8 protein-coding genes are annotated in these 16419 nt (G+C 33.2%); all 8 read right to left on the bottom strand.

Going from position 1 to position 16419, the window contains the following annotated elements:
• Positions 1-2208 carry an alpha-galactosidase gene (locus KFZ70_RS09310; RefSeq protein ID WP_233243992.1) on the bottom strand — a complete coding sequence of 736 codons (2208 nt, stop codon included), beginning with the start codon at positions 2206-2208 and terminating at the stop codon, positions 1-3.
• Positions 2209-2270: 62 nt separating this feature from the next.
• On the bottom strand, positions 2271-4790 hold the full coding sequence (locus KFZ70_RS09305) for a DUF4962 domain-containing protein (RefSeq protein ID WP_158293171.1): 2520 nt from the start codon (positions 4788-4790) through the stop codon (positions 2271-2273).
• A gap of 261 nt (positions 4791-5051) precedes the next feature.
• A complete protein-coding gene (locus KFZ70_RS09300) occupies positions 5052-6557 on the bottom strand; it encodes an alpha-L-fucosidase (protein WP_139695074.1) in 1506 nt (501 codons plus the stop codon).
• Between the two features lie 125 nt (positions 6558-6682).
• The gene (locus KFZ70_RS09295) at positions 6683-7036 is read right to left on the bottom strand and encodes a hypothetical protein (protein ID WP_139695075.1); all 354 of its coding nucleotides are present in this window, start codon (positions 7034-7036) and stop codon (positions 6683-6685) included.
• Positions 7037-7072: 36 nt separating this feature from the next.
• On the bottom strand, positions 7073-9295 hold the full coding sequence (locus tag KFZ70_RS09290; protein ID WP_139695076.1) for a DUF5703 domain-containing protein: 2223 nt from the start codon (positions 9293-9295) through the stop codon (positions 7073-7075).
• A gap of 119 nt (positions 9296-9414) precedes the next feature.
• Positions 9415-12144: a DUF4962 domain-containing protein gene (locus KFZ70_RS09285; RefSeq protein WP_139695077.1), complete on the bottom strand. Its 2730-nt coding sequence runs from the start codon at positions 12142-12144 to the stop codon at positions 9415-9417.
• Positions 12145-12157: 13 nt separating this feature from the next.
• A complete protein-coding gene (locus KFZ70_RS09280) occupies positions 12158-14497 on the bottom strand; it encodes a hypothetical protein (RefSeq protein WP_139695078.1) in 2340 nt (779 codons plus the stop codon).
• A gap of 186 nt (positions 14498-14683) precedes the next feature.
• On the bottom strand, positions 14684-16411 hold the full coding sequence (locus KFZ70_RS09275; RefSeq protein ID WP_139695079.1) for a RagB/SusD family nutrient uptake outer membrane protein: 1728 nt from the start codon (positions 16409-16411) through the stop codon (positions 14684-14686).
• Positions 16412-16419 lie beyond the last annotated feature (8 nt).

Here is a 16419-nt window from a genome sequence, read left to right as displayed (position 1 = left end):
TTATTTTTTATTAAAGTCTAAAATAATTACATCCTTTGGGTTTATTTTTAAAGTAACAGTTTCCCCGTATCTCCACTCCTTTTTAAGACCAGTAATTTTTTCTTGCATTGGGGAACTTAAATCAAAAACTAATTGCCCATTGGTATTTGGTAACAGTCCAAATTTTCTGTCTAGCTTAAATGAATACGTTTTTGTTTCTAGGGTAGGATTATGTATTGACACGAAACCTTGATTTTCATTCCATCCTGTATAGCCATACACATTAGTATCTTTATCAATATTTATGTTTTTTAAGTTTACGTTTATTTCATCAAATGTATTTTCTCCTAATGGATTATACCCATGCATTCTAGATCTCTTAAAAGCTGGGTAGGCTTTGTATAACCATTTTAAACCATCAGCTATAACATCGTAATCACTTTTATCTAAACTTCTAACCTGTACATACAGCTCTACCATGGCCGTTCCCCTAGCCAGATTCATAAAAAAATAATTTCTGAAATCTTCAAAATTTGCATCATCAAAGCGGTCTCCTCCATCTTTTGCTGGCTCATGATTAAAGATAGAATTGATTGGTATTTGATTGCCATCAGTTTTAACAGTCTGGTAATAAATACCATCTCGGTAAACCATTTGAGCGTTTCTATCACTACCTCCTTGTGCACCATCTTGCTGGTTAACCAAACTAATAACATCTGTTGTCATTAACCACCATGGGCTTATAGTAGCACCATTATGATTAAGAATACGCACTTTAGGATTGAGTGCTATCATTTTCTCGTAAATTTTGATTAAACGCTCTGTACCTCGGGTAATATAATACCGCTTCATTTCATCAAATTTTTCATCATTCAGTCTTACATCATCTGCAACAATATCCTTAGGTAATAAATGAGTCATTACGGGGGTTCCTCTGTTAGGAACTACTTCAAAAAACCTAGCACCCATGTGGCCAAAAATCCCATCTAACTTGAAATAAACAGCCCCCATATCAACCATTCTGAGTAATGCCTCTTCTAACAATTCCATGTATTTTTCTCCTACCATTGACATAGACTTTGCTACCTTTCCTGTTCTACGATGAGGGCTTCCAACCAAAGTCTCCAAACCATTTTTTTCTAAAACATCTAGATTAGCGGTAGCTCCAAATAAACAAGCAGGACTTGCCCACAGCCCCATCTTTGAACCTTTTTTTTCAATTTCATCTTTTACAGTCTTCATATCTTCATCAAAAACCAATGTATTTACCCCGTACATACCTTTACTCCAATCTTCTAAAGGAGAACGATTTGGTCTTGAATTTTGCCAACCATCATCAACAACATAAACATCAATTGGCTTACAGCCTCTTTTAATTACTAGTTCATTATTTAGAGTTTCGAGCGACCCTAAGAATTTTTTTTGTGTGATTGAGGCAGAAAAATCAAACCAAGAATTATACTGAACATGTAAATCAAAAGGTATTAATCTAATCTCATCAATATATTTTAAGAATGAATCTTTAATATATTCTGAATCATCTCCCACTCCAAATACCGCTTTATAACTTGTATAAGTTTTATTTGGTTTGAGCTCAACAGCAGCTTGATAACCACAGTGTATGTCATTTTCATTTTCAATTCTGTTCCATGAGGCTGGAAATTCAACACCCCAAAAAGTAGCTGATCGCGATGTATATACAGGCTGCCCCAAATTAGGTAGAAACTTTGTTTTTGTCCACATAAGGTTTTTGGCTCGATAAGGCTCATAAGCATCTTTTAAAGAAATTGATTCAATATCCAAAACTTCAATAACGTATTCATCTTTAGATGTTATTTTTAAAAACTTATGCCCATAAAAATCATTTGGATCTAACGTGTAATATACCTTTACATTAATTTGATAGGTTTTATTTTGAAGTTCGGCAACAATTTCATTTTCTGTTCCAGTAAAATTTATTACTTCAAAATCTTTTGATTTTAGCGTAATATCTTTTGTAGGTTTTGATGCATCTTTTGAAATTCTCAATTCAAACTCATCAGCACTTTCCGGAAATATATGCTTACCCGCTATTTTATTGTAGATGCTAATCGTTTTAAGAACCCCGGAAACAACGCCTACTTTTCTTTGGATATAATTATTATCTAGTGCTATTTCATTTACTTTATCCATATATCTATCTGAGCCACTATAAGTGCTTGAATAAACTATATTAATTAGTAAAAGCATTATTACTAACAAAGGTTTATAAAATTGGTTTGATGTTTTTTTCATTTATTTAAAATTTAATTCTATTGTTTAATATTTGAATCATGTTTCAATCCTTGAGCATGATAGGGTAATTGATCAACTATTTTTGACTCCACAAGCTTACCCTGCAACACTTCTTTTAAAACAGACTCACCATCGTTTGATTTTAGTGTAAAATTGACTGTATTATCGGTATTAAACACCTTCATATTTGCCATCTTATTTGGATTTAACTCACTTGTTATAGTCCAATCTCCAATCAGGAATTCATCCTTAGACAATGTTTTGATTGGTTTTACATCTCCAACCTGAATTATAGACATTATTCTGATTTTCTCTACTTTCTCAGAAGAAGACACAAAGGCATGATTACCAATTTGTGGGTAAGGAGTACCTGGTTTTGCTCCTGCTCTTCCGTCTACATTAATAGCTGGAAATAAAGGTTTATCGTTAATACTTATCTCCATTGGCGAACTACTTTTAAAATCAACTCTTGCGTTTACATTCTTAACTTCTAAGCTGGATTCTCTCTTTTTTAAATCTTTTCTGGAATGTAACACCCAGTCCCATTGTACAGGGGTATCGGCCTCTAATTCATCATATACTAATATTATTGAAGGCCTAATGAACACAACATGCCTTCTAAAACGCTCTAAAAGACCTCGAGAAATATGTTCTTCAACTTTTAGTTTAGCTCTTGAAAACAGTTGAGTTTCACGCTCAAAAGGTTCGGCGTCATATGCATTAGAAGCATCTCCACATGCGTAACTTATAGTTTTGCCATCCAAAAATCTTGGAATCCACCCATAAGCTTCTGGGCTATAAGGTTGTCCTTTACCATTTATCAATATACTGTTATGGCCTCTTGTATGTTTGTAGGTAGTAGCATTATTCTTTGCGCCTCCATGCCTATGTCCAAAGGGGGCAAAAAGATAATCTCCTTTGTATATTACATTGAATGCATTATGACTAGCCAAATTATGGCCAAATGTACCGAAAGGACTGGATCTTAAGGCAACGTGCAAATCGTTTTTGGGGTTTAGTAAATCGCTGTGCATATTTACTATACCAATATCTTTAAACGCTCTAGATTGTGGCATTTTACCTAAACTATCAACAATACGACTATTTTTTAGTGGCTTTCCCTCAGTTTGCCTTGTCCAAGCAAACGTCTTAAACTTTTCTGGTTTATTAAGCTTTCCTTTATTTGAATTTGCTAGCCATCCTGCAACTGGAGAATTCAATTCTGCATCTAATATGTTTAGCCATAAACCTAATTTGTCTCCTATAGTCTTTGAATTTGAGCCATAACCATCACCAGAAAAACCATCCTCTACAGAACCTGGTGGTTGTCTGTATAAAAAATATAAAGGATGATTTCTATAGAAAGGGTAATCATAAAAATTATGGCCTGTATATGTATTAAAATAACATGGAACTTCTGTCCAAACATCAATATTTACAGCCACATATCCACCTCCAAACCACCCACCGTCTGTGTGACTTTGTTCAGGATCAATAGCTGTCCATATATCATATGCATAAGACAAGTACTTGTCTGCTTCAGGTATATCTCCTACTACAGTAATGGCACCGCGAACAAAAGCCCCTAAACTAATTTGCCAAGTATGGTTATCAATACATCTATTTTCTAGACGGTTAGTGTAGTACTGGTAATATATTTCTAATCTTTTCGATAGGTTTTCACGAATACTTTCTTTCTGACTATCTGACATATAGTTATACAAACAATCGTATAGATAGGTTATTGCATCCAAATACATAGCAAAATCAAAACCATCTGGAACCGGATTACCGTCATAAGTAAGGTTATTATTAGTTAAAATATCGAACTCTGTGACCCTCATTCCCCAACGTAGAGCTTCGTTAGCGTATTTAGCATCATTAGTGAGTAAATAAGACACACATAAACTCTTAATAGCATTCATCCATATGGGAGCTGTAATTTTTGATTTTATATGACCATCCGGGAATTTTTTAGGCTTAAAAACTCGTTTAGCATTTTTATAGAATTTACCTCCCCATTCTTTTTCAGGAAGAATCACACCAAAGTATTCTTCACTCTCTTTAAGCAATGCTTCAGTTATTCCGTTAGCCTTAAATGTATCTCGAACTGTTTCTAAACGCTCTTGTCGTATAACTACTCTTGGTCGTTTAACCTCTGATTTAACATTACGCACAAGTACATCCGAACTGGGTCTACTATCTAAACGAGAACTATCGGTTATTAAAAACGAAAAATTACCATTCCAAGCTTTTCCCTCTTCTCGATATCTCCAATACCATTTCCCTTTTTTCAATGGTTTTTTGCTAACATAAGAGGATGGATTGTGTCCTTTTACATTTTCATGTATTGAATAGAACATACTATCACTACTTAACTGAAACTCATAATTAATCAAAGGTTCTGTAAAGCCCCTACGCTTTGAAGGCCAAAAGTATGCCGGAGGGTTAATATCTGATTTTATATTATCTGGAAAAGCATTAGCGCGCCATAAGGGGTGAACTGCTTCTGCTGTTAAACGTATTTCCCCAGGCAAAACCTTATCTTTGTTCTGAGATTTACAACCTAATAAAAAAAGAAATAACACAAGTAAAAAATTAACCTGAAGAATCTTTTTTATTTTAATTAATCTTAAATAACTATTTGAAAAAATCATTATACTTCCTTAAACTTATTTATTTGTGATCTCATAAAAAAATATTAATCCTCTAATCCAAGCGTTAGTTTAAAAAGCATATTGGATTGTATACGTAATGTGTTCTTACTATACTTTTGATTTAAAATACCATGAGATAGGTTAATTAATTTTTAATTTGACCACAGTAGCTTTTTCTGCTAATAATGGTGCCTTAGCAGGAAATTTAAGTGATAAAGAAGTAGCTGTTTGATTCCAATTAACTTTTTCATCAGATCCAAGAATTTCTGCACTTTCAATTGTTATAATATAACGGTTTAACGCCTTTAAGTTAACTTCAGAATTACTATCAGGATACCCCAAGAAAATTGCATAAACATATTTACCATCTTTGGATTGAGTATAACGAACATCCTCAGGAGTACCCTCTGGATTCGTTTTTCCAAATTTGGTAGGGCCTTTACCGAATTCACGAAAAGGTCTTGTTGAATAAATTGCCTCACCATATAAATCAAGCCACTCACCCATCTCTAACAAAGTTTCTTCTTGATATTTTGGAATTGTACCGTTGGCCATTGGAGCAATATTTAAAAGTAATTGTCCGTTTTTACTAACAATATCTATAAGTGTATGTATCATTGCTTTACCTGAGTAGATTTTATTTTTACCTATAACCCTATCAGTAAAACCCCAACTAGATTTGGTTACAGATGCGTCTGTAAGCCAAGGTAACTCAGCCAATTCATCAGCTCTACCTTTTTCGTAGTCCAATACTCCAACTGTATTTGGTAAATCTTGATGCTTATAAAAAATCACTACTTCCTGTTTTGTTTTTGTAGCATGGTTAAGATAATATGCACAATATTTTTGTAGCATAGGTTCTCCTAAATTGTCTAAAGCAGTATCAAACCACATCATATCAGGATTGTATTTATCGATGACTTCTGCTAGTTTATCAAACCAAATATTTTGAAACTCTTCCCACGGCATTTCGCCATATAAAAGTTTGTTTTTGTCATCTTCAAGAAGTTTAGGGTAATTATCTTTTAAATAATTATAAAACTTCTCTGATTCAGATCCGGAAGTTCTGTTCCATTGACGAGCATGATGAAAGCTTGTAATGAATTTTAAACCATTCCCTTTTACCGCTTTTTCCATTTCACCAACTATATCTCTTTTGGGCCCCATTTGAAATGCGTTCCATGGATTCACTTTTGAGTTCCACATTGAAAACCCATCATGATGCTCGGCTACAGGTCCTGCAAATCGGGCTCCAGACTTTTTAAAAAGTTTAGCCCATTTATCAGCATCAAAATTTTCTGCTTTAAACATTGGAATAAAATCATGATATCCAAAATCATAAGGGTGTCCATATTTTTCGATATGGTGCTTATTTGCTTTTGAATCGATGATGTGCATGTTTCTTGGGTACCATTCATTATGAAATGCAGGTACTGAATAGACTCCCCAATGAAAATAAATGCCAAACTTAGCATCGCGAAACCAATCAGGTGAGGCATTGTGTTTGCTCAAAGACTCCCAGTTAGCCGTGTAAGGTACATCGGTTTGTGTTTTAAGTTTACTTTCTGTTTTTGAGTTTTGTGCACATGCCAAAATACTAAAACACATTATATAGCATACATAGCTATATTTTAAAAAAAAATTCATATTTATATTATTTGTTAAAAAAAAATGGTCGTGGGTTTTAATACCATTATTAAAAAGTATCTGATGAAAAAGCTAATTGTTCTGTTTTCTAAAAATTAGAACTAACCATAAAATGCGCTTTTTATCTATTTACTATGTTTTGACTTGGTGTATTTAATCCATTGATTATATTTTTCTGAAGTGCATATCTCTTTTAACTTTTTAATGAAAGATTTATTCAATTCTTTCATAGCTGATTTATAGTCAGCAGAACCACTTGTATAATCCTTTTTGATAGCGTGTTTCTTTAAAAATTTTTCTTTTTTGGCCTCAATTAATTCATCCTTCTTACTTTCATCCAATTCTAATATTTCAACCATTTCTTCAGATTCCCTTTCCATACTCTTTAGAACCTTTGCTTTTATATCTTGTGCAAATAGAGTTCCAGAAAACGCGGTTAAAAAAATTATTACACTTAAAATGCTAAAAAAATTTCTCATAATTTTACTTTTATTTATTATTAATTTATTTGATACTTAATTACAAACTATTACATCTTTTTTTCTTATTTCCGGAAAGACCTTTAGCTTTTTAATTTCTCCATTCTTATAAATACATTCTACTATGGTGTTCTCTGCAGTATGTAATTTGAACTCAACATCCCAATCTTTTGGCCAACTTGGGAACAAATAAATTTTACCATTTGATTCTTTTACTTCCGGAGCAATAAGCATTTCTTGAAGCCCTGTCATCCCACTTCCTCCCCAATTATGATCAGGAATCCAATCATGTCCAGGTCCAAAAAAAGCAGGAAATCTAGCTTGAGGCATTTTATTATTAGCCAATTTATATATAACTCTTCTCTTAGATTCTTCAGGTCTAGCCAATGCAGAAACATTAACTACATTTGCCATCCAAGAGTAATCTTCATTAATACACCGAATTCTATTTTTTGGTATATTATCCCAAGTATTTCTTGCTAATTTTAATGTTTCGGGTTGAGTTATTCCAAAATAACGGTATGGCCAAAAAGAATACATTTCAATAGGTTCCCATTTGTTATGTATCCCTTCAAAAGATTTTGCTTCTTTAACAACTTTTACACCACTTCTTTCTCCAATTGGAATCTCTGGTAGATGCTTTTTTATTTCAATAAGCTGTTCCCTATCAGAACCTTTAATCTCATCAATCTCTAGTAGCCCTTCTGTAACTCTCTTCAATCCACAAACAACCTCAATGGGATTGGTTGCGCCACTTAATAACTCCAGAGCATTGCTAGGGTAAATATTTAGCATGCCATCTTTATCTAATTCACTTCCAGTTCTTTTTTTAGTTTCGTTTCTATAAAAACTATCATAAAACATAACAGTTCCTTTAATCCATTCTAAATGTTCCGTAATATCCAGACCCATAGTATTGCGTGCTTGTAATGCCATCCACCCTATTTCTAGCATAACCGAAAAATGGTAAGTTAGGTGCTTAGATCCACAAAAACCATTGGGTAGAGGTTTTACACTACATAAGCCCCAAACGTCCATAGGCTCAGGATAGACTACGCCTTCTGCATTATTAGTTTTTGCTCTTGCTCTTGCTGTTAACTCCCGCTTTCTATAGAATTCTAATGTAGGCTTTAGCATATCAACATCACCAGCTGCTATAGTAGGCCATCCCATCCACCTTTGGTTTTGGGACATAAAATGGGTGCCCCACCACCTCCTAAAATCTGGAAATTCTTGACCTTCTCTTTTCTTAAAAGAGTATGTCATTCCTGTGATACGGTCATAAGCAACATCTGTAGTAAAAATACCTCCATTAAATAATAATGGAAATTCTCCATTTCTATTACATGCTAACATGTAGCGAAACAAGTTGTAATTTTGACTTACTAAGTATCCATCATTTGTTGGTACTGCATCTGAATTAATATTTATATATGAACGTTTCCAGAACTCATTCCATTTAGCTAACTCTGATTTTTTTGCACTTTCACGAAACCTATCGTTAAAGAAAGTTTTAGCTTTTTTTTGCCATGTATTTTCATTGGAATTCATGCTTGCAATTAGACTAACAACTATTAAATGTTTACTCCTAGGCATAGTAACACCAGTCCATAAGTACCCTTCCCATAATTGCCATTTAACATCAGACTTGGTAACCTTGTGCAAACCTTCTTTAACAGCCAATGCTCCTCCAAATACACGATTTGTTGTTACATCACAAACACTGTTTTCAGGGATACCCTGTTTTTCAGCCATCAAAACTACATCTTTAGCATATTCTTTATTTTTATGGTACCATACAAAACCAGAATCATTTATATCAAATTTTTGATTATCTCTCCAAATACCATAAGCCACTTCAAATTTATGCTTAAAACTATTAGCTGTTTCTATTATTAGAGTTTCGTTAGAAAACCAAATAGACATAGAAAAATTACCCTTTGATATTGTTATTGTACCTGTTTGAGGGTCTAAACTTTGAATGAATCCATTTGAATCTAAATTGATGTTTTCGGGAATTAACTTTACGCACCCTAGCTTAAGTAATTTTCCATTTTCATCGTAAGCACCATTGTGAGCTAAATAAAGCCATATTGCGCCATCCTGAACCCATATATTTGCACCGGCCCCAAGAGAACCTGATAATGGCATAGAGTCTAAAGCATCTTTGGAAGGAGAATTCCAAACTATTTCTTGTGCTTTTACCTCTGTAAATAGGGCAATGGTAAAAATTAATAACTTAATTATTTTTAAATTCATAATTTATTTTTAAACCGTCTTTTATTTAGTTCAAAATATATGGGCCTCTGTTAACGGCTTCTTTTATCTTATCTTTAATAGGAATTAAAGTTCTCTTTTAAATTTTATATACATTCTTATTAATATTTATTTCCGAATTTTAAAACATCTGGCAAAATATCTGATTGCTCAAAAAAGTCTATCTTTCCAGTATCCGACTTTTCCATAAAGAGTGTATTCCCAATTAACTTTGCTGTTTTTATGTTTTTTCCTAATTCAACTTTCTTTGCATTTTGACCAGAAACTAAAGCACAAGTTTCATCGTTTGACACAATTTCAATAAATGAAGGTCTGTTGGGGTCTAATTCTACTTTTACTTTATAATCGCCAACCTCTGCTACTGTAAAATTTTTAGTTTGAATTACATCAACTTTAGTGGAGACCTCTTCCCCATTTGGAAGAATTTCAATTATAGTTAAAAAGCGTGTTGACTTTAGCTTGTCTGTAGTTGTGAATGAACCATGCCACTGGTTTGGATAATTTTTGGCTCCATTACCCTGCCTACCTCTCCAATCTAAGGCTGAACCACTAAAAAACTTATCTGTAACCATCGTTTCAACTGTATTTTCACATAATAATTGTGCATTTGCTCGTGCATGGGCATTTGATGTTGACAACTTATTATCGCCAATTTGCTCCATATTGTCTTGAGCATTTAGCTTAAAGGTCCAATGGATAGGTTCTTTAGCTTCCAATTCATCATAAACTATTATGTGATTGGGGCGCAACATAGCTATATGTCTCCTGAAACGTGTTACTTCTGGATTACCATAACCATTGGCTTCAGTTACAGATATTCCTTCCTTTTCTAAATAACTTTTTTTGGAAGATTGAACTCTATATATTCCTGAATAAGCATTTGAGGCATCACCAACCGTATAAGAAATTTTTCTTCCAGTTACAAAACGAGGTACCCAACCATAACCTGATATATCTGTTGATTGGCCAAATCCATTAGCTAAAATGGTATTGTGAGCTCGAGAATGTTTAAAACTATAAACCTTATGCTTATCTATTGAATTATAATGTCCCGTTCTCCAAAATAGTGGTTCACCGCCATAAGCGATATTAAATGCATTTTGTGCAGGATGGGCATGGTTTAATTGTCCAAATGGGCAAGACCTAAAGTTGAGCAACAAATTTTTAGAAGGATTAACAAGGTCTGTATGCATACCTACATAACCTATATCTCGAAACAAAGCACTTAACTCTTTAGGTTGATCTACTTTTATAAAATCCGGATCTAATTTATTAGTATTCCATACTGATAACAAAGACCAGGGGGCTTCATTTTCTCCAACCTTATTAATAAACCATTTTTTATCAATTCTCCCAGTTGTTTTTAATCTCCATTTATTCCAATAGTTATCGGCATGAATATGTGCTAATGCTTCAACTAAGTTATAGTGACCTGCTCCGTCGGTACCATTACCATCTCCAAATGCTAATCCTGGATTTCCAACTGGATTGGAATATGACAAGTATTTAGCTACATTTCTATACCAAGGATGGTTAAAATAATCATAACCCATAAGCTTACTCATTACCCATGGGGTATAAAGTAATTGCCTTTCATTGGTTCCAAAATACCCATTACCTCCATGCCATCCACCATCATTTCTACTGCCCGCTGGATTTCTATACAACCACAATTCGTAAGCATACTCCAACCATAGCTGCGCTTCTTCTTTGTATGGACTTAAGACTATCGCACTCATGAGTAATGTTTGCACTCCTGCCTGCCATAGATGAGCCTTATATGCAATATGTTCAGAAAACTCAAGTTGTTTATAAAAATTTAAGTAACCCTCTTTTTTATATTTAAAAAGTAGATTAACTATCTTGGTTTTCCATTCTTTATTCAAATCCTCTGAAAAGGCATCTAAAATAAGAGTCATTAATTTTATATGGGCTTCAAGTACAAAATCGTCGGGATATCCTGGATGTTTACCATATTCCATCATTACAGTATGAAACTCATTATCCAGTTTATAAAAATCCTCTAATCCTATTCTTTTATACTCTTCGTTACCTGTTAGAAGGTAAGCCTTTAATAAAGATTCTATTCTATTTGCAAAACCCTTAAATTGTTTTAAGGTTGACAATTGAAAAAATCGAAACTTTTTATTTTCATAATCTTCCTTTAGAAGATTCGGATAAGTACTTTCATCTACTACTACTTTTACTTCTGGTCTAATATTTAATAGTTTTTTATAATTATTCAGAATACCCTCTTTAATTTCAGGTTGACTACTCGGTAATAAATTTCCAATTTCATCCTTTAATAATACTACATGAGGAGCTTTAGTACTAGATATACGTTTAATGACCTCATCTGGAGTAGGAGGGACTACCACTCTCTCATTGCCTGTAATAACAAAAGAGTACTTATCATTTGACCATTTAATATCCGCTGGAGTTGTATCTAATGTATATCCGTATTGCCAATACCAATTCCCTTTTTTCAAAACGCTATATGGGTTAAAGAATGACCAACGTTTTGCTTTACTTCTTATAACATCTTTCGTAAATGTAGAGTCTTGTGATAATTTGAAATAATAAAGTCTATGTCCTAACTCATTTTTATTTAACGGTATTCTAAAATGTAACCAAGGAGAATTTTCATCAACCATTCCCTGTGGAACTGGTGCCTCGAGAGTGTTATCATAAATAGAATGTTTTTTAATAGTTTTCTCAGAACCATTAATAATTTTAGCATTTTGACCATAAAAACTAATGCTAGCAAAAATTATCGTAAGTAAAAAAAATCTGTTCAAAAAAGTATGATATATTAATTTAGTCTTTTTCATGTTTTAATATCACTTAAAACCTTATTTTCCAATTCACGTTGCCTGTTTCTTCTGGCAAATAAGTTAATCGAGCTATTTCACCATCTAGTACGACATCCATAGCTTTCCCATCGCACATTGCCGTTTTTGGAATACCACCATCTTCAGGAAGTATAACCCTTAATTCATATGAATCCCCTTTAACAACTTTACTCGTACCCGAAAGTGTTTTAGATAATGTATTCCAAGACTCATTGACTATATCAATTAAACCTTGTGTAATATGTCGAGATGTACTTATAACCTGAGGATAAGACTTTATTTCTTTAAGTGCCAAAATTTGGCATGAAGCTGGGGCCAATGTAGATGTAAGCTCTTCATTAATTTTTCCTAAATATTTATTTTTCCAAAAATCAAAAACACCGTACTGCTTAGATATATCTAAACCCAATTTGTCTAAACTATATTCAATTTTTGTCTCTTTTTGCTCATACCAATTAAAAAGACCTACTATAGATAGTCTATCGTTTTGAACCATCCAGATTTTAGGTTTTTCATTTTCAAGAATATCTACTGGTCTCGCCGTAAGATTATGGGTAGGTAATGCTCTTTTTATCAGATTCAATCTCTCTGCTGTAAGATTAGCATATTGCATACTAGAAGTTCCCATTACCCCTGAAACCGCTTGCCAAGATACCATCCATCTTGCCTTATTTAAAGGATTGGTATTTCTAACATAATATGGATCAGGGTCATTGTACCAAACTTTATTGTTTAGAAAATAAAGATTGCCTGCATAATCTGCTCCTTTAGTAATATTTTTCCAATCTCCATTTCTTGCTGTATCATTATCTGGACCAACTCGCATTGCATGTACAGCACCAATTGACGATGTAAAGGCACTCATATTTTGAGTTATTGTACAACCAAGTAAAAATGCATCTGGCGCTTCTTCTTTTAATATGGTTATACCCCTCCTGAAACACTCTGTAAAAGTTAAATCATCATTATATATTTTAGCATTAGCATAACTATTCACACCATTGTAGGATCTATTAACATATACATTTTCACTTGGAGCACCTGTATGTAATCCGTCTATTTTAAAATATCTATATCCCCAGTTATATAGTCTTTTAAATCGTTCCCTTAAGAACATTTCTCCTTTCGGATTAGTAGCATCGATAATAGTTCCGGACCATTTCTTAGCTTCAAATGGTAAACCTGTTTTTGCATCAGTCGCAAATATTTCTGTATTAAAATAAGAGTTATGTTTATCTCCGGAAAATGGCATAAACCATATACCAGGCACTAATTTACTCTCGATAATTGCATTAGCTGTGTGCCTCATTCCAGAGGGATAATTAAAATTACTCTCTGCAAATGTTTTAATGGGCCCTCCACCAAGCTTATGCTCTTTAAACTCTTTTTTATTCTTATAATTAAGACCTTTTATTAAAGAGCTTTGCCAGTGGTCATCAATTTGAATAGTATTTAACCCAAAATCAGCTAAGTTCTCTGAAATATATTCCACATTTTCTTTTAAATCTTCTTCAGTTGAAGCTCCTGAGCCATTTAAATCTCTATGGTACCATGTACAGTATACTTCTGGTTTTTTTGGCAAGTTGATATTATAAGCCTTTGCCAAGTGATTTCCGTATAGTTCTAAACCCTCTCTGCCGTCGTTAAAAAAGCCTAGTATCATCGTATCTGTACTTCTTTTCTCTTCTTTCTTAATTTTAAAATGACCAAATTCTAATCCTGCCTTTAACTCATAAGACTGTATTTTATCGTTTTCTGTAGTAATTTTTGGATAGAAAGTACCTACACCTTTAGATTGGGTTAGCCAACCTGTTAAAATGCTATTTCTATTTTCTGGATTAGATAGCATACTATACAAATAGCTACCTTCTGAATTTTTTACTGTTTTTAGTCCCCCTGTACCTAGCGTATTCAAACTATCAAACTCACTTCCTACGCTTAAACTTATGGTTCCAATATCTAATTCAGAAAACACTACATCTTCCTTTTCATTATTACATATGGTTGTGCTAAGATGAACAAATGGATTGCCGGAGTATAACGCAATTGTTGTTTTATACCCTTTTCTATCTCCATGCAAAAACACCAATTGTTTTCCTTTACCCCAAATATCATCTGTAAAAGGCAGGTATTCTTGTAGTTCAATTTCCCCTAAAACTTTAAAAGAAGCCTTTAACTCATTATTTACAGAACTTGAAATATCAATTTTGCCTTTATTTATCTTAACAGATACATATTCATTATTAATGTTAGTAATTGTCTTTTTTTTACATGAAACAATAGCTAGCGTGACGAAAATGGAAAACAAGCCTTTTAAATATACTTTTTTCATTTAATTCCTATGTAGTTTTATAAATCGTTTTAAAATAGATTAATGATTATGTTAGCAGTTAATATTTACCCTAAAAACAAATAATCCCGAAGTAGAATCAATTCAATGATAGAGTATCATCTACTCCAGAAATTATTTAACGCTACTAACCGCTCTAACTAAAAACTTATCTACTTTATTTAAATCTTAATAACCCGGGTTTTGAGTAAGCAAGAAATTACTATCAAGAATCTCGTTATGTGGAATCGGATAAAGTTCGTGCTTATTTGGTGTATACAATTCGCTAGCCAAATGAACTCTTAATCCATAAAACTTGTTTTTGGGATCTGTTAGTAGAAATTCTCTAAAATCCAACAATTTTTCTTGCAATATATTCCATCTAATCAAATGAAATTTTCGGTTACCCTCTCCTGAAAATTCTCGAGCATTTTCGTCTATTAAAAAATTTAAAAATGTCTCTTTGTCTGTAGTAAACTCGAAAGGTACATCAGCAATTTGGCTAGAAGAATTTATGTCAAATCCGTAACCTCTGCGCCTAACTTTATTAACTAGTTCTATAGCCTCTTCTGTTGGACCATTATTAAGTTCGTTTAAAACCTCAGCTCTCATTAATAAAACATCTGAATACCTCAAAATTACGTAATTTGCATCTGTGTTATTAAATTGAATAGCTTCTGGAAAATGCCAATCCCTTCTCCATTTTGCACAACCATATGTTGCATTGTTATTATACGGAATAGGCTTTTTTGAAAGAATATTTGTCGCTTTGTCTCCTATTAGGTCAAAGTCCGCAATACTTATGTCTCTTCTCAAGTCTCCATCCTGAAATTTTTGTGATAAAAAATCACTTGTTGTCATTCTTATGTTTGTACCAATTTTCACTCCTGTACTACTCGTGTAATTTTTTATTCTAACACCAATACTTCTGGAACCTATGCGCCCTGAATTTTGAAATGAGCCATTCATTACTGCTAAGTCTATTTCAAACATAGATTCGCTTGGCTCTAAAACACTTCCTGTTATTTTTCTATAAATATCTTCATAATCTGGATTTAATTCATGTCTATTAGATTCTATCAACTCTTTACTTATTTTTTCGGCCTTATTATAATAATCTAAATAATTCTCTGGTCTTTTTACCTTACCATCTTGATATAAATTATATCCTCCCGCAAATAACATTGCTCTTACATAAAGTCCCATAGCCGCACCCTTACTTAAATGACCTAACTCAGCTTCTGGATCATTATGCCAAGGTAAATCTGGTATAGCTTCCTCAAAATCTTTTGAAATTTGCTCATATATATCAACCCTTGCACTTCTGGGTAAATTTAAGTTTTGAGATAAATCTGAAGGTTGAAGTCTCAAAGGCACGTCGCCCCAACGTCTTACCAAATTAGCATATAAAAACGCTCTTAAAGCTTTTGCTTCAGCAACATAGGCTTTAACCAATTTTTCTTCTGTTTTGTTATGTGTAACCACTTTATGGGCATTTTCAATTACATTGTTTGCGCGATTTATTGAACTGTAAAATACCAACCAAAGATTTTCAATCGGTCGACTTTCGGACTGCGTGTTGTAATGCGCAATCTCCTGTTCACTCCCCAAGTTACCATTTACATTTCTTCCATCTGCCGTAAGAATATCTGTATCTCCTGACAGCATAATCTCAACATATCCATAGCCTTCAGTAGTAGCTAGTTCTTCATAAATTCCTAAAACTGCAGCTTTTAATCTGGTCGTAGATGTAAAAAACTCATCTGTTGAAAATGCTGACAGGGGGTCTTCTTCCAAATACTCCTGACATGAATTATTTAAACTTACAATTGCAACACTGCAAACAATTACAACATTGTATAAATTTATTCTGACAAACATCTTATATCTGCTTAATGTATTAAATATAGTTTTCATAGTAATTT

It is taken from the genome of Allotamlana fucoidanivorans (assembly GCF_045788535.1).
In the GTDB taxonomy this organism is placed as follows: domain Bacteria; phylum Bacteroidota; class Bacteroidia; order Flavobacteriales; family Flavobacteriaceae; genus Allotamlana; species Allotamlana fucoidanivorans.
This window is presented reverse-complemented; position numbering and strand designations above follow the sequence as displayed.